13 protein-coding genes, 1 tRNA gene and 3 pseudogenes are annotated in these 17,655 nt (G+C 71.0%); 11 read left to right on the top strand and 6 right to left on the bottom strand.

What is annotated here, in order from left to right; translation table 11 throughout:
- Positions 1-179 precede the first annotated feature (179 nt).
- From SMD11_RS34655 to SMD11_RS37455, 3 genes and pseudogenes are all read left to right on the top strand, one after another.
- A pseudogene (locus tag SMD11_RS34655) lies at positions 180-1,260 on the top strand (beta-ketoacyl-ACP synthase III).
- Positions 1,261-1,613: 353 nt separating this feature from the next.
- Positions 1,614-2,420: a beta-ketoacyl-[acyl-carrier-protein] synthase family protein gene (locus SMD11_RS34650; protein WP_418952500.1), complete on the top strand. Its 807-nt coding sequence runs from the start codon at positions 1,614-1,616 to the stop codon at positions 2,418-2,420.
- Positions 2,421-2,445: 25 nt separating this feature from the next.
- Positions 2,446-2,771: pseudogene (locus tag SMD11_RS37455) on the top strand (hypothetical protein).
- A gap of 86 nt (positions 2,772-2,857) precedes the next feature.
- On the opposite strand, the gene SMD11_RS34645 reads toward SMD11_RS37455, so the two are convergent.
- Together SMD11_RS34645 and SMD11_RS35745 are read right to left on the bottom strand one after the other, a co-directional pair.
- Positions 2,858-3,010: a hypothetical protein gene (locus SMD11_RS34645; protein WP_159395481.1), complete on the bottom strand. Its 153-nt coding sequence runs from the start codon at positions 3,008-3,010 to the stop codon at positions 2,858-2,860.
- Complete coding sequence (locus SMD11_RS35745; RefSeq protein ID WP_159395480.1) at positions 3,007-3,261, bottom strand: hypothetical protein; 255 nt, start codon at positions 3,259-3,261, stop codon at positions 3,007-3,009. Before SMD11_RS35745 ends, SMD11_RS34645 begins: the two co-directional genes overlap by 4 nt.
- A 588-nt stretch (positions 3,262-3,849) precedes the next feature.
- On the opposite strand from SMD11_RS35745, the gene SMD11_RS34640 reads away from it, so the two are divergent.
- Positions 3,850-4,626: a TetR/AcrR family transcriptional regulator gene (locus SMD11_RS34640; RefSeq protein WP_087930195.1), complete on the top strand. Its 777-nt coding sequence runs from the start codon at positions 3,850-3,852 to the stop codon at positions 4,624-4,626.
- 143 nt (positions 4,627-4,769) lie between these two features.
- Here SMD11_RS34640 and SMD11_RS35740 read toward each other — a convergent pair.
- A tRNA-His gene (locus SMD11_RS35740) sits at positions 4,770-4,853 on the bottom strand.
- Positions 4,854-5,244: 391 nt separating this feature from the next.
- Between SMD11_RS35740 and SMD11_RS37450 the strand changes: the two are divergent.
- The 4 genes and pseudogenes from SMD11_RS37450 (at position 5,245) to SMD11_RS36765 (ending at position 9,847) form a co-directional block, all read left to right on the top strand.
- Positions 5,245-6,199, top strand: a pseudogene (locus tag SMD11_RS37450) (phosphatidylglycerol lysyltransferase domain-containing protein).
- Between the two features lie 38 nt (positions 6,200-6,237).
- The gene (locus SMD11_RS36080; RefSeq protein ID WP_159395157.1) at positions 6,238-6,402 is read left to right on the top strand and encodes a hypothetical protein; all 165 of its coding nucleotides are present in this window, start codon (positions 6,238-6,240) and stop codon (positions 6,400-6,402) included.
- Between the two features lie 625 nt (positions 6,403-7,027).
- Entirely contained in the window at positions 7,028-8,233 is a 1,206-nt protein-coding gene (locus SMD11_RS34625; protein WP_234365823.1) for a fatty acid desaturase family protein, read from the top strand.
- A 1,461-nt stretch (positions 8,234-9,694) separates the two neighbouring features.
- A complete protein-coding gene (locus tag SMD11_RS36765; RefSeq protein WP_234365824.1) occupies positions 9,695-9,847 on the top strand; it encodes a hypothetical protein in 153 nt (50 codons plus the stop codon).
- A 765-nt stretch (positions 9,848-10,612) separates the two neighbouring features.
- Here SMD11_RS36765 and SMD11_RS34610 read toward each other — a convergent pair.
- Positions 10,613-11,359, bottom strand: a complete 747-nt coding sequence (locus SMD11_RS34610) for a transglycosylase SLT domain-containing protein (protein ID WP_087930194.1) — start codon at positions 11,357-11,359, stop codon at positions 10,613-10,615.
- A 1,092-nt stretch (positions 11,360-12,451) separates the two neighbouring features.
- On the opposite strand from SMD11_RS34610, the gene SMD11_RS35735 reads away from it, so the two are divergent.
- On the top strand, positions 12,452-12,796 hold the full coding sequence (locus SMD11_RS35735; protein ID WP_159395158.1) for a hypothetical protein: 345 nt from the start codon (positions 12,452-12,454) through the stop codon (positions 12,794-12,796).
- Here the strand turns inward: SMD11_RS35735 and SMD11_RS34600 are convergent.
- Both SMD11_RS34600 and SMD11_RS34595 read right to left on the bottom strand, forming a co-directional pair.
- On the bottom strand, positions 12,793-13,368 hold the full coding sequence (locus tag SMD11_RS34600) for an antibiotic biosynthesis monooxygenase (RefSeq protein WP_087924521.1): 576 nt from the start codon (positions 13,366-13,368) through the stop codon (positions 12,793-12,795). The genes SMD11_RS35735 and SMD11_RS34600 overlap by 4 nt on opposite strands.
- Positions 13,369-14,013: 645 nt before the next feature.
- Positions 14,014-14,898: a methyltransferase domain-containing protein gene (locus SMD11_RS34595; RefSeq protein ID WP_087930191.1), complete on the bottom strand. Its 885-nt coding sequence runs from the start codon at positions 14,896-14,898 to the stop codon at positions 14,014-14,016.
- A gap of 881 nt (positions 14,899-15,779) precedes the next feature.
- On the opposite strand from SMD11_RS34595, the gene SMD11_RS34590 reads away from it, so the two are divergent.
- Both SMD11_RS34590 and SMD11_RS34585 read left to right on the top strand, forming a co-directional pair.
- Complete coding sequence (locus SMD11_RS34590; RefSeq protein WP_159395479.1) at positions 15,780-17,000, top strand: hypothetical protein; 1,221 nt, start codon at positions 15,780-15,782, stop codon at positions 16,998-17,000.
- Positions 17,001-17,083: 83 nt separating this feature from the next.
- Positions 17,084-17,611 (top strand): SMI1/KNR4 family protein, encoded by a 528-nt coding sequence (locus SMD11_RS34585; RefSeq protein ID WP_087930189.1) that lies wholly within the window; start codon positions 17,084-17,086, stop codon positions 17,609-17,611.
- The last annotated feature ends 44 nt before the right edge of the window (positions 17,612-17,655 follow it).

Raw genomic sequence — 17,655 nt, 5'->3', positions numbered from 1 at the left:
GGGGTGCGGATGGCGGAGACCACCCCCGGCAGCGGTACGCGATGGCGGAGCGGTGGACCACGGAGATGGCCGCCTCCCGCATGGCCTACATCGGGCTGCCCCGCACCTCCCCGCCGCACCGCCCCGGGGCCGGGCATGACCACCAGCGCGGGTGCGGGCAGGGTGGGGGGCGGGCGGCGGTGGTGGCGGGCGTCGGCGGGTACGTACCGCCCGACGTGGTGACCAACGCCGAGCTGACACACCGTCTGGATACCTCGGAGGAGTGGATCCGTACCCGTACCGGGATCAGGGCGCGGCATGTGATCGCGCCGGGGACGGCCACCTCCGACCTGGCTGTCGCGGCCGGCCGGCGCGCGCTGGAGTGCGCGGGGCGGGGCGGGTGGAGGCGGTGGTGCTGGCGACGACCACCCGGACCGGCCGTGCCCGGCCACCGCGCCGGAGGTCGCCGCCCGGCTCGGGCTGGGCCGGTGCGGCGTTCGACATCGCCGCGGTGTGCACGGGCTTCCTCTACGGGCTGGCCACCGCCGCGGGCCTGATCGCCTCGGGCGGGGCGGGCGGGTGCTGCTGATCGCGGCGGACGCTTTCACCACCCTGATCGACCCGGGGGACCGGGCCACCGCCGTGATCTTCGCCGACGGTGCCGGAGCGGTCGTCCTGCGGGAAGGGGACGCGGGCGAGGCGGGGGCGGTGGGGCCGGTGGTGCTGGGCAGCGACGGGGGGCTGGGCCACCTCATCGAGGTACCGGCCGGCGGGTCCCGGCAGAAGTCCTCGGGGGCACCGGCCGGGGTGGGTGAGGAGTTCTTCCGGATGCGGGGGCGCGAGACGTTCCGGCACGCGGTCGAGCGGATGGCCGGCGCCGCGCACACGGCCCTGGAGGAAGCCGGGTGGAAGCGGGGGACGTGGACCACCTGGCCGCGCACCAGGCCAACGCCCGGATCCTGGCCGCCGTCGGGGACCGTATCGGTATCCCGGCCGGGCGGTGTCTGTCGAACATCGAGGAGGTCGGCAACACCGGGCCGCCTCCATCCCCCTGCTGCTGGCCCACTCCGCCACCGCAGGGCGCCTACGGGCGGGTGAGCGGGTGCTGCTGACCGCGTTCGGCGGCGGCCTGACCTGGGAGCCACCACGATGACCTGGCCCGCCCTCCCCGCCCTGACACCCCTCCCCCGCCTTTGCTTCTGTTTCTCCCTGCTGTGTGCGGCGTTGCGGCGCCGGGCCGGCCGAGCCCAGATGAGGATCCCCGTGAGGTGCGGACAGTGAAGGAACGTCGGGAACCGGCGGGGCAGGCGGGCCCGCTCACCAGCTCAGGGCCCGGGCCCGGATACGGACCCGGTTGCGGCCGCGATCCGGACCGGGTTGGGGCAGCAGATCCCGTTACGGCTACGGCTACGGCTACGGCTACGGCTACGGCTACGGCTACGGCTACGGAACGCTCCGCGTACCCGCCGCCGCCCGCCACCCGACCGGCCAGACCCGGGACCGGGCGCGCGCACGCACGCCAGCGCGGATGCGGGTACGGGCACGTGCACGGACGCAGCCGCGAACACGGGACGAGCGCGGGTGCGGGTATCGGTGCGGATGCGGACACGGGCACGGGTACGGGGTGCGGCGCTGTGAGGAACGCTGCCGAGGTCGCGGTCACCGGGCTGGGCCTGGTCACCCCGGGCGGGATCGGTGTCGGACCCAGCTGGCGGGCGGTGACCGAGGCCCGGCCGGCGGCGGCCTGGGACCCGCTCCTGGCGCACCACCGTGTACGGATCTCCTGCCGGGTGCCGGGCTTCGACGCCGCCGCTCTGCTGGGGGCGCGCCGCGCCCATCGTCTGGACCCTTTCGTGCAGTTCGCGCTGGTCGCCGCCCGGGAAGCGGTCGCGGACGCCGGTCTGGACCCGGCGACCTGGGACGGCGGGCGGGTGGGTGTCGTGCTGGGCTGCGCGGACGGCGGGCCTATCACCGTGGAGGAGCAGCACCGGGTGCTGCTCGGTGAGGGCCCGGCGCGTGTGTCGCCGTTGCTGCTGCCGAGGCAGCTGCCGAACATGCTGGCCGGGCAGGCCGCCCTGGAGTTCGGGGCGCGGGGCCCGAACCTGGTGGTGGCCACCGCGTGCGCGTCGGGGGCGAGCGCGGTGGGCACCGCGCGTGACCTGCTCGCCCTGGACCGGTGCGACATCGTGCTGACGGGCGGGAGCGAGGCGATGCTCACCCCGCTGGTGATGGCCGGCTTCGCGCAGATGGGGGCGCTCTCGCAGCGTGAGGAGGACCCCCAGGGTGCGTCGCGGCCCTTCGATGCGGGCCGGGACGGGTTCGTGGCCGGGAGGGCGCGGGCATCCTGGTCCTGGAGCGGGCCGCCGACGCCCGGGCGCGCGGGGCGCGGGTGCGGGGGCGGATCGTGGGTTACGGGGCCTCCGCCGACGCCCACCACCTGACCTCTCCCCACCCTGAAGGCCGGGCCTGGAGGCCGCCATCCGCGCGGCGCTCGCCGATGCCGGGCTCTCGCCGGGTGAGGTCGGGCACGTCAACGCGCACGGCACCTCCACCCCCCTCAACGATCTGGCCGAGGCGCGGGTGATCCACCGGGTGCTGACGGGCCGTCCGCTGGTGACCTCTACCAAAGGGGTCACGGGCACCTGCTGGGCGCGGCGGGGGCCGTGGAAGCGGTCTTCGCCGTCCTGACCGCCGAGCAGCGCCTGGTGCCGCCCACGGCGAACCTCACATCCCTCGACCCGAGGATGGACATCGACGTCGCCTCCCGCCCCCCCCGGCACCGGGCGGGGTGATCCTGAGCAACTCCAGCGGCTTCGGCGGCCAGAACGCCGTCCTCGTCCTCGCCCCCGCCTGACCCCCGCCCCCAGGGCCCTCCCCTTCAGGCCCGGCCGGCGGCGGGATGGAGGGCGGCGAGCGTGGCGGCGTGGCCGGGCAGATGCTCCTCGGCCCGCATGCGCACCACCTCCTCCCAGGCCAGACGGCCGTCGAAGACCTGGCGGCCGGTCCGGTCGACCAGGCGGGCTTGGATCAAAGCCGCCGCCTGGTGCGGGGAGAGGGCCTCCACCAGGCCCAGCAGTTCACCGGCATGACGGCGTACGAGAGCGACCGATGGGTGGCGGTGAGACGGGCGAGAGCGGCGGGTTCCATGGCCGGTGTTGTCGATACGGGCGGCCGGCCGGCCAGGACGTCCCGGGCGACAGCGGCCAGCATGCCGTCGCTCAGGGCGATATGCCCCAGCGTCCAGTCGGCAGTGGCCCGGTCCTCCGCCCCCAGAACAGGCACGGCGGCGGTGAGGGCCTGCGCGGTCCAGGAGGGAACGGTAAGCGCGGGCGAGAGCGGTGCTGTCCACAGAGAAACTCCAACAGACGGAAAAGGCACACGGGAGAAACACACGGGGACGGGAGGCCGGAGAGGCCGGAAAGGGGCGGGGGTCAGGGCGCGGGTGCAGACAGCGGGGACGGCCGGCGGGGACGGCACAAGCACCCGTGGCCGGTACGGGCCGGAGCGGGCGTCAGGCGGTGCCGGGGGTGCGCACTGTCCGGCGGGCGGTGGGGTGCGTTTGCCGTCCCCCGCGTTCACGGACGACAAAAACAGCACCAGAAGCAGAAGCAGGAGCAGGAGCAGGAGCAGGGACAAGCCGGGCCGAACGGGAAACGGAGCCAAACACCCCTGACGGAAGGGAAGTTGATGGATAGGCCATGGGAGAGGGGTGGGGTGCCGGCGGCTACCCGAAAGTATCGACTGACCGCCGGTCAGTCAACCACTGACTGGCGGTCAGTCAGGTAGATTGGGTGCGGCCGGGACCCCGCACGCAAACGGGCGACCCCCGGCCACCCGGAGAAGAGGCGACGAAAGGGCAGGCGCGCGCAGATGGCCACCACCCCCACCACCGAAGCGGCACCCGCACGGCGCAAACGCGTGGCCAAGAGCCCCCAGGACCGCAGGGCCGACATCCTGCGGGCCGGCGCCGAGGTCTTCGCCGCCACCGGCTTCACCGACGCCCGCATCAGCGACATCACCACCGCCGCACAGATCGCCAAGGGCACCTTCTACCTGCACTTCGAGACCAAGGACCACCTGCTGGGCGCCCTGTGGGAGGAGTACGTCGACACCTTCGTCGCCACCACCGAACGCATCCTTGAGGAAACGGACGCGGATACCACCGGCGCCTGGTGGCCGGCCGTCGACCGCCTCCTGACCGCTCTCATCCGCCACGCCGCCGACCACGCCGCCCTGCACCGCATCGTCTACGGCTCCGCCAACGCCAGAGCCCTGGAACTGTGCAAGGCGAGCAACGCCCGCGTCATCGACCTCATGTCCGCCTTCGTCACCCGCGGAGCCCACGCCGGCGCCTTCACCTGCCAGGACCCCGACTGGACGTTCCGCATGATCTACCACGCGGCCGACGGCCTCCTGGACGACCTCATCAACCGCCCCTCCCCTCTCGACACCCCCCGCATCACCCGCAGCGTCCTCGAACTCCCCACCGCGCCCTCGGCAACCCCACACCCGCCGCGGACCGGTCCTGAACACCCGCCACGGAAGCGAAAAAGGAGAAGAAGGACACAGGCCCCCGGGAAGCCAGAAGAAGGGGAGCCGGGCGGGGCGGGCGTAGCCGGGGGGGCGCGGAATCCCGCGGGCCCATGACCGTAGACAGACCCCTTGGCCCCAAGAGTGCTCCGCGGGAACGAGGGGCACCGGGACAGGCGGAAGGCGTGAGGCCGGGCCCGCAAGCCGGGGGTACGGGCCAAGGCCGCGGGGCAGAGGGTGTGGGGCAGGGGGTGCGGGGGCGGAGAGGGCAGGATTCGAACCTGCGCGGGCCTGGGCCCGACCGCGCACCGCGGTCCCCGATAAGCCACTCCGGGCACCTCTCCCGGCGAACCGCCCCGCCCGCGGCGGGCCGCTCGCCCGACCACAGTGACAGCCCCCGCTGATACGCACCTGACACCCGCCTGACACCCCCGCCATTGCCCGCATTCCCCTTTCCGGCACGGCAGGCACGGTGCTCTACTCAAGTCGTCGCCACGCACCACCACCAGCGGCAGGAAGCACGCGCCACCGGCAAGGAGCCCGCACCACCGGCAAGGAGCCCGCACCACCGGCAAGGAGCCCGCACCACCGGCAAGGAGCCCGCACCACCGGCAGGGAGCAGGCACCACCGGCAGGGAGCAGGCATCACCGGCAAGGGATCAGGCATCACCAGCAGGAGGGGGCCCGACGTTGTCCGCCACCGCTACCGCTACCGGAGCGCAGATCCTCCAGGCCATCACCCGGTACACCGGCGCGGACAACCCCAGCGCCTTCCTCGCCCTCAACCGCGGCAACCACACCTTCACCCTCCCCCGTACCGACGGCGTCATCGTCTACCGCCCCGCCGGCCGCTACCTCGTGCAGTTCGGCGGCCCGTTCGCCCCCGAGCACACCTACACCCTCCTCCTCGACGCCTTCCGCGCCCACGCCCGGCGCGAGGGCCTGGGCCTGGTCGGCGTGCAGCTCCAGCACACCGACGCCCTCGCCTACGCCCGCCACGGCTTCACCGTCAACCAGATCGGCGCGTCCTGGGCCCTGCCCTGGACGACTTCACCCTGCGCGGCACCGCCTTCATGCAGCTGCGCAACAAGATCTCCCGCGCCCTGCGCAACGACCTGGTGATCCAGGAAGCGCACCGGCCCGAGCACTCCTACGAGGCGCTGCGCGCCGTCGACGCGGCATGGCTGGGGGCCAAGGGCCCGCACACGAGGGAACTGGAGTTCCTCGTCGGCGAGATCGGCGGCAGCGCACAGCGGCACCGGCGCCTGTTCACCGGCACGATCGCGGGCCGGACGGTCGCCTACCTCTCCTACTCCCCCGTCTACGGCACCCGCCAGGGCTGGCTCCACGACCTCAGCCGGCGCGTCCCCGGCGGCTCCCCGGCCTGATGGAAGCCCTCAACGCCCACGCGATCGAGGTGTTCCGCCGCGAAGGAACCAGATGGCTGCACTTCGGCTTCACCCCTTCACCGGCCTGGACGCAGGGGCGGAACTCCCCGGCCACAGCCCGGCCTTCCAGTGGCTCATGCACTACCTGTGGAACAGGGCCAGGCCCTCTACCCGGCTCGCACCCAGCTCGCCTACAAACACAAATGGGCCGCACGCGAGAGGATCCCCGAATACGTGGCCTTCGACGGACAGGCCTCCCCGCCGCCTTCGCCCACATCTTCCGCGCCTGCAACGCCCTGTGAACCACCCGGACCACCGCCGCCGCGAAGGAAGGGACTCCATGGAACCGTCCCACGAGAGGACCACACAGGCCCTGCAAGAAGCACTGGTCGAAGGCCTGATGCGCATCATCGAGCACCCGGACGACACGGAAGCGGCACGGGAGGCCGACCAGACCGTCCGCGCACTGGACACCCACCTGACCACCGGGCCACCACCCACCTGACCCAGGCCCCAGGCCCAGGCCCCGGGCCCGGCAGGCAGGCGGCAGCCAGGCGGCAGGCGGCAGGCGGCAGGCGGCAGGCGGCAGGCGGCAGGCGGCCAGGCGGCAGGCGGCAGGCGGCAGGCGGCAGGCGGCAGGCGGCAGGCCGGCAGGCGGCAGGCGGCAGGCGGCAGGCGGCAGGCGGCAGGCGGGCAGGCGGCAGGCGGCAGGCGGCAGGCGGGCAGGCGGCAGGCGGCAGGCGCGAACGGGCGGATGGGCGGTCAGGTGCGTATCAGTACCGCATCAGCACGGCGGGGGAAGCTGGGCACAACACCCCGCCCCACACCCGGCACCGAACGCCCGGCACCTGGCACCTGGCACCTGGCACCCGAAGCCCGGTGACCGCTCTCCCGGCAGCCGGCCAGCAACGGCCGACGACGGCTGACGGCCGGTGGCCGGTCTCCCGGTGGCCGGGGCCCCGGCACGGACCCGGTGCCCGCACAGGCCGGGCGCCTGCCCGGACCCCGGACCCCGGACCCCGCCGGCTGACGGCCGGCGGCCGGTGCCCCGGGGGGCGGGTCGCCGGACTGCCCCTCCCACGGCGGCACCGGACGGGCCGGGCGGGCCGCGCCTCGAAGGAGAGCACCGTATGCACCCCTCGCACAAGCACACCACCGACACCGGCCCCACCACCACAACCACCCCCGTGCCCACGCCCACCCCCATGCCCACGGCCGGCCCCGTGCCCACGCCCGCCGCCGTGCCCGCGGCCGGCCACGCGGGCGCCGCCGGCCCCGCGGGCGCGGCGTGTGCCCTGCCGGCCCCGGCCGGGGCCTCCGCCACGTTCGCGGAACTCCTCAAGCAGGTGAAGGCCGAGGGCCTGCTGGAACTGCGCCCCGCCTACTACCTGGGCCGCCTCACCCTCAACACCACCCTGCTGGCAGCGGGCCTGGCCGCGTTCTTCCTGGTGGGCGACTCCTGGTGGCAGATCCCGGTCGCCGCCTGGATGGGGCTGTGCGGGGCGCAGAGCTCCTTCCTGTGGCACGACGCCGGCCACAAGGCGATGTTCCGCGGCACAGGGGCGTCGGCGGCCGTCGGCTACGTCCACGCCAATCTCGTCAACGGCGTCAGCTTCGGCTGGTGGACCCACCACCACAGCCGCCACCACAGCCACCCCAACCACCTCGCACTCGACCCCGACATCGGCCGGCGCACCGCGATCTTCGACCTCTCCCAGTACGCGGCCCGCCGCCGCGGCCAGCGCCTGATCGTGCGCTACCAGAGCGTGCTGTTCTTCGTCCTGCTGGTCCTGGAATCCGCCAAGATGCAGCGCACCGCAGTCAAAGCCATCGCCGGCGGCCTGCCCAGACGGCCCGTACTGGAAAGCGCCCTGATCCTGGCCCGCCTGGCCCTGTACCTGGGGGCGGTCTTCATCCTGCTGTCACCCGCCCTGGCGGTGGTGTTCCTGGTGGTGCAGCAGGCTGTCCTCGGCGTCTACTTCGGGCTGCTGTTCGCCCCCAACCACAAAGGCATGACCATCCGCGGCGGCACCCCCGAAACCCTCGGCTGGCTCGAACGCCAGGTCCTCACCGCCCGCAACATCCGCCCGAACCCCCTGACCGACTTCCTCTACGGAGGCCTGAACTACCAGATCGAACACCACCTCTTCCCCTCCATGCCCCGCAAAAACCTCCCCCGCGCCCGCCAGCTCACCCGCACCTACTGCACACAACACAACATCCCCTACCACGAGACCGGCTTCTGGACCTCCTACCGCGAAGTCGCCACCTACCTCCACACAATCAGCGCACCCCTACGCCACGGCAAGGTGAACCCACCACTGCCAGGACGATGAACAGGCAGACGGCCGGAACGGACCAGGACGACACGCAGGCAGGCAGCCCGAAGAAGGGCGCAGGGCAGACACGGCCAGAGCAACCCGGAGCAGGACAGGAGACCCCCGGGACACCCCCGGCGGCACAAAACGGCACACCCCCCTCCCCCTCCCTCCCTCCCCCCCCCGCGGGCGGCCGGGGGGGGTGGTCCGCGGGGCGTACAGCGGGCAGGCGGTGAACACGGCGCGGCCCGGGGGCCGGAACACGACCGGGCCCCGGGGCTGGGGCCAGGCCAGGGCAAGGCAAGGCGGGGCAGGGTCTGACCGGAGCAGGGCAGGACCGGGGCGGGGCTACGGCCGGGCACGGGCAGAGCCAGGACAGGGCCAAGGCGGGACAAACGGGCGCAGCCAGGACCAGGACGGGGCCGGGGCCGGGGCGCGGGCCGCCCCGGGCGTGATCTTTAACCTGTGGCGATGAGGGGGCCTTACGGGAAAGCTGGGGTGCGTGAGCGTTTCCTCCTTTTCCCGCTCGCCGGCCTCGCGGGACCGGCGGGCCGTCGAACTCCTCAAGGACTGTTCCCTGCTCCGGGAGTGGCCTGTGGAGGCGTTGCCCGCAGGCAGCCGGGTCGCGGTGGTCCGTGATCCGCAGTGGGACGGGCCGTGGCAGAACGAGTTCCTGGGGACGATCGACGCGATGGGTGCCCCGGAGCCCGTGGAGCACCCGTACGCACACGACGGCGAGTGGGCGTACTGGGTCACCTTCGACGCCCCGCAATACGACAGCGACGGTGCCGGCCCGTACCGCAAGGCCCAGATCTGGGCCCGGTACCTGCGCCCCGCACCGGTCCCTCGCCCCGCACGGAACCCGGCACCCGCGGACCGGCCTCGGCCACCCGCCCGGACCTGCCCCCCCGGGCAAGGCACACACCGGCCGGAGAAGAGCCGGGTGGCCAACGGGGCCCGTCCGGCACCGGGTGAGGCGGGAAAGCGGGCAGGGCCGGGGGTGCCGCTGGCGAACTCACCGCCGAACGGCAAACCGCAACAGCCCCACCCGGACCAGAACCTCACCACCCGTAGGACAGCCGCCGGCACCACCCGGCGGGGCAATGCCATGCACCCGTGCCTGCCCCCGCCGAACACCCGCATCTCCCCCTCCCCCCCTTCCGCGTTCGCGTTCGCGTTCGCGTTCGCACTCAGGGAATCCCATGGCGGCCACACCGCCACCCGGACACCGCACACCGTCCCCGGCAGCCCGCCGGGACCACACCCCACCTGCCGCGACGGAACACTGCCCGGCCCGCGCGGGGAAGACCCTCCCGGGCACCAAGGGCAGCGACCCGTCCCCGCTGTACTGATACCGGGCGGCCCGGACGAGTCCAGGCGCGTGGAGCACGTGATTCCCGCGTGTGAGGATCGGGACGCCTGCCTGGGACCGGTGCTCGCACGCGAAACCGCCCGCAGGGGAAACGAGAGGTACTGAAGATGCCCGCTGGGGGAACCGCACGGCCGCTGGTCAAGAACGACGGTGAAGCACCACTGGAACTGACCGTGGAACCGTGGGCAGACACCAGCCAGACCCCGCCGGGGCAGACCTGCGTCATCGTCACCCACTCACCGGCACAAGACGGCACCTGACCCGGAACCTACGCGGAGACGAGCCCTTCCACATCGACCACCAGCGGAACTCGATCACAGTGCGGGCCAACGGCAACTGCTTCCACCCCACTGCCGCACCAGGCACCGCGATGAACGCCGCCGACCGGCAATACCCCGCCCAGAACCCGGACGACTGAAGACGGACCCAGGCAGCGACCGATCACACACCGGGCCGCTCCCCAGACGAGAGCAGACGGACGCGAAGGCATCCGGTCCCGGCCCGCCGGCCACACTGCCGCAGACCGCAGACCGCAGACCGCAGACCGCAGACCGCAGACCGCAGACCGCAGACCGCAGACCGCAGACCGCAGACAAGGATCCCGGCAAGACCGCCCGCCCCTCTGCCAGTCTCGGACCAAAGAACACGATCAAGGCGGGGCCCCGCCCGACGCACACCGCCCGCAGGCGGGCCGAACGCGGCCGGGACACAGCGGGACAGGACCGGGCGCGGCCAGGACCGAGCCGAGCCGGGCAGCCCGGGGCACGGCCGGGCAGCCCGGTATGCAGCGGGGACCGGGGCACTGCGGACGGGCACGGCCCGGGCACAGCCGGAGCAGGATCAAACCAGGCCGTGACGGACCGGGGCCCGGACAGGCCGGGGGCAGGCCCGGACAGGCCCGGACAGGCCGGGACGGGGCGGGGCGGGAAGGCGGGCGGGGAACGCGAAACGGGCGGTGGCACCCCCTTTGCGCGGGGGTGCCACCGCCCGTATCAGCGGGGGTGCGGGCCAGGACCGGCCGGTTCTCAGTAGGCGGAGTTGACGTTGTCCATCGAGCCGTACTTGTCGGCCGCGTAGTTACAGGACGCGGCGATGTTCGCGACCGGGTCGTAGATGTCCCAGGACGTGCCCTCGACGTGATACGCCTTGAACGTCGGATCGATGATCTGCAGCAGACCCTTCGAAGGAATACCGGCCGCGGCGTTGGAGTCCCAGTTGTTGATCGCCCGGGGATTACCCGTCGACTCACGCATGATATTCCGCTTCACGCCCTCAAAAGAAGCGGGAATGCCCTTGGCGCGCAGGACATCGATCGCCTCGTTGATCCAGCCGTCCAGGTTATCGGCGTAAGCCTTCTTCACCGGAGCAGCAGGAGCCGGAGCAGCCGGGGTGGCGGGGGCAGCGGGGGCGGGGGCGGCCTTGACCGGCTTACGGTCCTCGGACCGGCTCGCGGCCTCCTTCTCCGCGCGCTCCTTCTCCGCCTTCGCCTTCACCACGGCATCCGCGGCGGCCTTCCGCGCGGCAGCGGCGTCGGTCTTGGCCTGGGCGGCGGCACCGGCCACACGCTGGGCCAGCTCACCCCGCACCTGCTCCTCGGCGGCGACCGAGGCGGTGGTGCTCCACGCGACAGGCTTGACGTCCAGGGCCCGCTCATCGGCGGACGCCGGAACCGCGGCGAAAGCGAGAGCGGCGATGCCGGCCGCGGCGATGCCGGCGGCGGAAAGCTTATGAACCTTGGGCAGACGGGTATAGCCGGAGATGGTGGAGCGCATAACTGAGCTGAACCTCTTCCAAATCGCGTACGTCGCAGTGGCCCGGAAACGGCGCGGAAAAAGCGCCGCGTCTCGATCGACGGCGCCCAGCGACCCCGTAATTGTTAGCGGCGCCGGAACCCCCTGGCAAAGGTGTGACCTACGACCCCACCCCGTAGACCCCCACCCCCACCACCCACCCAAACACCCGAAATGTCCGGAACCGGGGATGGCCGGGCCACTACCCGCACTCGTACGTGACCCACACCCCATGCCCCACCTCACACCCCACCCACCCCACGCAACCAAACGCACACACCCAGCAACCAGCAACCAGCAACCAGCAACCAACCCACCAAGCCCCGCCACCAGTAGCAGCCACCCCCCGCCCTGCCCCCCGGGGCCCAGCCCCGGAAGGCAACCAAACCCCTGCCCAAGACCCCACCCCCGGCCCCGCCGGCCCCGCCACTTCCCCCGCCCCCCCCGGAGGCCCCCAGCCGTACGACGACCCGCGGGGGCCCGGCCCCGGCCACGCGGCAGCTCCGGACCGACCCGGGCACCACCTGGCCACCAACCCCGGCCAGCCCACCCTCCCCCAGCCCCCACCAGCCCGAAGGGAGACCCGGTCCCAGCCATACGGCAGCTCCGGCCCAGCCCGGCACCCCAGACCACCAGCCCCGGCGAGCCCACCCTCCCCCAGCCGCCACCGGCCCGCAGCGGCCAGACCCCCTCCACGCGACCACTCCGCGCCCGCCCGGCACCCCAGCCCCAGCCCCAGCCCCAGCCACCGAAGCCGGTATCCCACCCCCGGCCCGGCACCCCGCCCCCTCCCCCCAGCCCCAGGGCCCAGCCCACAACCCGCAACCGGGCCACCCGACACACCCGCCCAGAGCAGCCGGGCGGAACCCCACACCCCCGGCAAGGAGAACTGGAACAGCCCAGTACCAGGCAGAAGAACCAGCAACCGGGTCTGCCCGTACCAGGAGAAGAGCTCACCCACCCACCAGCCGGCCTCCGTCCAGGTGGCGCTCGTGCACCAGGTGCTCTCCGAGACCCAGACAGCCTGGGAAGGCGCTGCTATGGGAGAGCAACTCCGAGAAGGCGGCACGGGCCGTGCCACGGCAGACGATCACTCTCCATCTGGAGACAGAGGAACGCCAGCCCTCCTTCACCGCGAACGGTGCGGCCGGCCGCGCGCCGCGGGCCAGCCGCGACAAGCTCAAGATCATGGAGAGCAGCCGCGGGCTGTCCACCACGACAGCGGACCCGCCACCCCGGCTCACGTTCAACCACGCCGACATCCTCCACGCGGCCGTGACCTCCCAAGACGCCACCACCAGACACCAGGAGCGCCGCACCCAGCCAGAAGAAGCCGGGCCCGGCGCTCCGCCGGCCGCCCCGGCCAGGACACAACCACCGAGAACACGCACGCCCACCAGCCCCGGGCACAGCACCTAGCGGCGATCGTCCTCGAACGCACGGTAGAGCGTGTACCGCTGGCAGCCGACCCCACCGGTGATGACGGCCTCATAAGAGGCAGCGTCGGCCCATTCGGTGACGACCCTCACCCGCTCACCCTCTGATGCCAGGTGGACATGCGCCCCGAGCAGGCCCGGCACCGGCACGACGGCGGCTTCCACCTCATCCACCGCCATCGCACTCACCACGAAGAGACCAACCGGCCCCTCCGCGTCGTGAACCACACTGCGCATGAGACGAGTCCGGACAAGACCAGAACGCCGGATGCCGGGCACGACCGTGTCGACGCGGCTGACGGCCCCGGCACGATGAGCACCGGCCCACGCCAAGTGATCCCCGTCACTGGCCCACTGCGCGTAAAAGAGAAGACCGGCACCACCCGCGGACAGGAAAACATGCTGCGCCAGACGCCCGGAAGGCCTCCGGGCCGCCTCCCACCCGTCCACCACCACGTCAGCGGCCAAACGCGAACGCTCAGCCGTGCCGGTGAGCCACTCACTCATCAAAACCGCCCCAGCAGCAGGGCGAACAAAATCAAGAAAACGCGTCATGAACGCCAACCCTCAAACATCAAGCACACTCAAGGTCAAGACACACCCACTCAAACACCCCCCGAACACCCCAGCACACTCCCCCACAGACTTCACCAAACCACAGCGACAGCACGCCACGCGGCCCGAAACATGCCAGTGACACATGTACGCGATGACGAACACCCCGGCCATGCAACAAAGCCCACCCCACACCGATGGCCCGCAGACAGGCCACCAAGGACCCGGAGAGACCGAGACCCCCGTCGCCACGCACCCCCGCACCGAAGGACCCAGACTCCCCTCCAGAAACAAAGAAGGACGCCAGCCAACACCTCACGACCATGACGCAAACGCAACACCGCCCACTCCACGCAAGCGGAGGTGAACCGCAGTACAGCCGCCGTGGCCGGCAAGACCGGTACATCCGCTCCACGCAAGCGGAGGTCAGCCGGACAGGGCGCGTTCAACGCTGGGCAGCGTGTCGCAGACCTGTTCCCTGTCAAGTCAGCGTATTGAGCTTCGCAGTCTCGTGGCAGTAGCACTTGGGGGTCGGCTGCTGGCTCGGTCCGAGACGCGTGGCAATGGGGATTGAGGTAGTCGTTCTGGTGCGGCGTCTACCCGCGGCGTGGCTCGGTCAGTTCAGCGGGCGCTGGACTGACCGAGTCACTGCCGTACGTGGTTGCCGGGGTCGTCGAGCCATGCCTGCTGGCCGTCGGCGTCGACGCGGAGGCCGAAGCGGGTACAGCCGGGTCGGCCCTGCTCGGCCCACCAGGTGTGCGCGGCTTCGACCTCGTCCCACAGGCGGCGCTGCCCGGACTGGTAGACGGTGTGGGAATCTTGGTTGCCGCGGAAGATGGCGCAGGCCCAGGAGCGGTCGGTCAGAGACAGCAGCCAGAGGGGGTGGGCTCCGTCCTCCTTGGGGCCGCGGCGGTAGGTCATGGCGTGCACGCGCAGGCCGATGGCGAAGGCTGCGGGCGAGTAGTCGGCGAATACCTCCGGTGCGAGGGACGTCGTGGAGGCGACGGCGTCCTGTTTGCTGTCCTCGGTGACGTACGCGTCGTGGGTGTCTGGTTCGAGTCGTTGCGCGCGCATGCGCATGAACTCCACCAGGCCGGTGAACGGGCCGCTCGCGCTCGCCCCGTCGTCGCTGACGGCCAGGCGGGCGGTTCCCTCGGTGGAGGAGAAGTCGGTTCCCCACGGGAGGAGGATGATGCCGCCCGGCCGTGTCTGTTCCACCCATGCGAAGGGGACCTGGCGCAGACCGCAGGTGGCTACGATCCGGTCGTAGGGGGCGCGGGCCGGTACTCCGGCGTAGCCATCACCACACAAGACCTCCACCGGCAGGCTGAGGCTGTGCAGCGCGGCGCGCGCCGTACGGACGACGCTGGGGTCGATATCGATCGTGGTCACGTTGCGGGCACCGAGCCGGTGCGCGAAGAGTCCCGCGTTCCAGCCGGTGCCCGCGCCGACCTCGAGTACGCGGTCGCCGGGCCGCGGGTCGAGGTCGGTGAGCATGGACAGGACGAGTGAGGGCTTGGAGGACGACACCGAGGCGAGGCGCCCGCGCTCGGGCCCCTGGTGCCGGCCGTCGTCCCACTGCGTGACGATCGGGCTTCGACGACCGTGTACAGCCGGTGTAGGCGGTCGAGTTCCTGGTCGAGGCGTTCGAGTTCCAGGGCGCGCACTTCGGCGGCCGGCTCCTGGACGATGGCGCGCAGGGCGCGCTGTACGCCGTCGTGAACGGTGTGGACGTCGATGCCGAGTTCGGCGGCGATGCGCTTGTAACTCCAGCCGCGGGCACGGAGCTCGCACGCGGTCCGGTCACGCTCGGCTGCGGCGGCGGTGTAGATGTAACGGCCGTCTGGGCCGCGGGTCCGGACGGGAGCGGCGGGCATGGGGCCGGTGTGCTCTTGCACGGCCGCACCTCCAACGAGCATTGACAATGCTATCGCTCATCGTAGCTGCGCATCGAGATAGGGGTGCGAGCTGGCAGACGTGGGCCCCGAGGGCATGAGTGAAGCACTCATGCCCTCGGGGGTCAAGGAAGACCTTGTGGTAGGGGAAATCTCAAAGTGTACGCCCAAAGCGCCTCCCCCATCGGGACGTTAAGGCGCTTACGGTGCACAGAACTTGGCCCAAAGAGTCATGTCCAGAACGGGCCACCCCCCGGATAGCTTGATCAAGCCACAGGGCGGCGATCGTGAGCGGCATCAGGGAGGGGACACATGAGACGAAGAACAGGTTCGAGGTGGGCAGGAGTCGTAGCGGCTGGGGTGATTGCCTTAGCGGGGCCGCATCTCGCCTACGCCCAAGGCGCACCCGTAACCGCAGTGGAGGCACCGGGAGCCTCTCCCGCCGAAGCACCCGCGGGGATCCCTACGCAGCCGATCCAGGACGACCGGGAGCCGTATCGCAGCCAGGCGGCGGACATGAAGTCGGAACAGAGCTGCCTCAAGGTCACGGAAGACCTGACCCGTCACCCCGAGCAGTCTCCGGCTGAAGGTGTCGGCTGCGTATCCGCGGAAGACAGCTTCACCTCATCAGGACAGTCGCTTGTCGCCGGGTCTTCACTGCCTCGCGTTTCCTGCGACAACCTGCCTGGCGTGGTCTGGCATATGAGCAGGTTCAGCTGGTGCCGGCGCATAATTCTCAACTATTCTCACATCAAGATAGAGAAGGGAACGACCAAGATCACCGGAACGGCCCGGTACGCCGTTCAGCAGGACATCGGCCTGGATCCCAACAGCAACAAGTTCGGTGAGCACGTCGACGTCACGCTCATCGAGAAGCACGGAACAGTGAAGTCACCTCAGGTCTCTTTCGAGAGCGGGTGCACGGGCTGCAACCCCCTGTACGCGAGGCCATGGCAGGGCTTCACAGCGATCGGGGAGCAGGAGACGAAGCAGAAGGACTTCAACCGGTACGTCCCGATCCAGAACGGCACCAAGGTCGACGTCGACTGGGGCTGGGAGATGGTCATCAAGCACGCTGGCGTTGCCCTGGACACGAAAATCACCTGGGGCGACGTGGGTGCTCGATGCGACAACAAGGTTGCGGGTAACCGCGGCTGCGTCGTTCCTGCGTTCACACCAACGCTCTACATTGACTACGCGAAGCGCCAGGCCGCTGCGGCCATGATCGTAGAAGCGCAACAGAAGAACTTGCAGCACTGGGGTCTCAGGGGGAAGGGTAAACCTCTTACCAGGCTCGCCGACGACAAGGAAACGCAGAAGAATCGCGACATTACACGCCCGAGCGACTGGATACCGCCAGACGGTCTCGAAAAGGGCTCTTGTGACGAGTTCCCATTTGCGTCGACCTATCAAAGCGGGACTAAGGGCGGCGTACATAGCGGTGACCAGTGCGCCCAGTTGTTCTCGTGGCAATCCCCGAATGGTGACTGGTGGGTTGAGGAATGGGAGCACAAGAACGAGATCGTCGTTGCCCCTTGCATTCGCGCCAACACGCCCCTGATCCAAAACACCAGCGTCGGCGGTGACCTCGGCCGTTTCACGCAGGACATCCGTCTGCTGGACGCGGATCCGTACTGGGTCCAGGTTATAGACACACGCCGAGGGATCCCGACCGACGAGGAAACCCGCTGCCACCTGGAGCAGCGCCCCAACTGCCACCGCCCCACCAACCCGTAGGATCCGGCCTCCAACTGGCAGGTGAGCTCATCCCGCAGCCCCAGCCTAATCGGCCGGGGCTGCGGCACTGCGAGGAGAGATACATGGATTTCTTGTCCTTCAAGGATCACTTGGCCGTGCGCGCCCCGCTTGCCGCGAAGGCGTTGCGCATGCCTGCCAGCCTGGCTGACATCCAGCGGCTGGAGGCCGATCTGGGCTGCGAGCTGGGCACGCATCTGAGGAACCTGCTCCTGAGTAATGACGGGGCGGCAGACGACACAGGCAGGTTCCTCCCTGGCGGCTACCGACTCCTGGGGTGCCGGGAGATCGCTGAACAGCACGAGATGTTGTGCACGGTGCTCGATGAGCTGGGCGAAAGGATGATCGGGCACTGGTGGCACCCGCAATGGGTCCCGTTTGCCATCCACGTGGCGGCCAACTGCCTCTTCGTCGACATGCGGGACACTGACGAGCGTGGACGGGTCGGGGAATTCCTCCACGACGCCCGTGCCGTTGGCGCCTGGCCGAACCTGCCCGCGATGTTCGCCGAGACCAGCCACGCCTTGCGATCCGGTACAGCCGTGCGCGACCACGTTCCTGTGGTGGTCGAAGGCGAAATCACGTGGGAGTGATCGGTCGGTGAGGCGCTCATGAAACGCGGATAGGCCAGTGCGGT

The organism is Streptomyces albireticuli, from assembly GCF_002192455.1.
Taxonomy (GTDB): domain Bacteria; phylum Actinomycetota; class Actinomycetes; order Streptomycetales; family Streptomycetaceae; genus Streptomyces; species Streptomyces albireticuli_B.
Note: the sequence above shows the minus strand (reverse complement) of the source record. Positions and strands in the feature narration are given on the sequence as shown.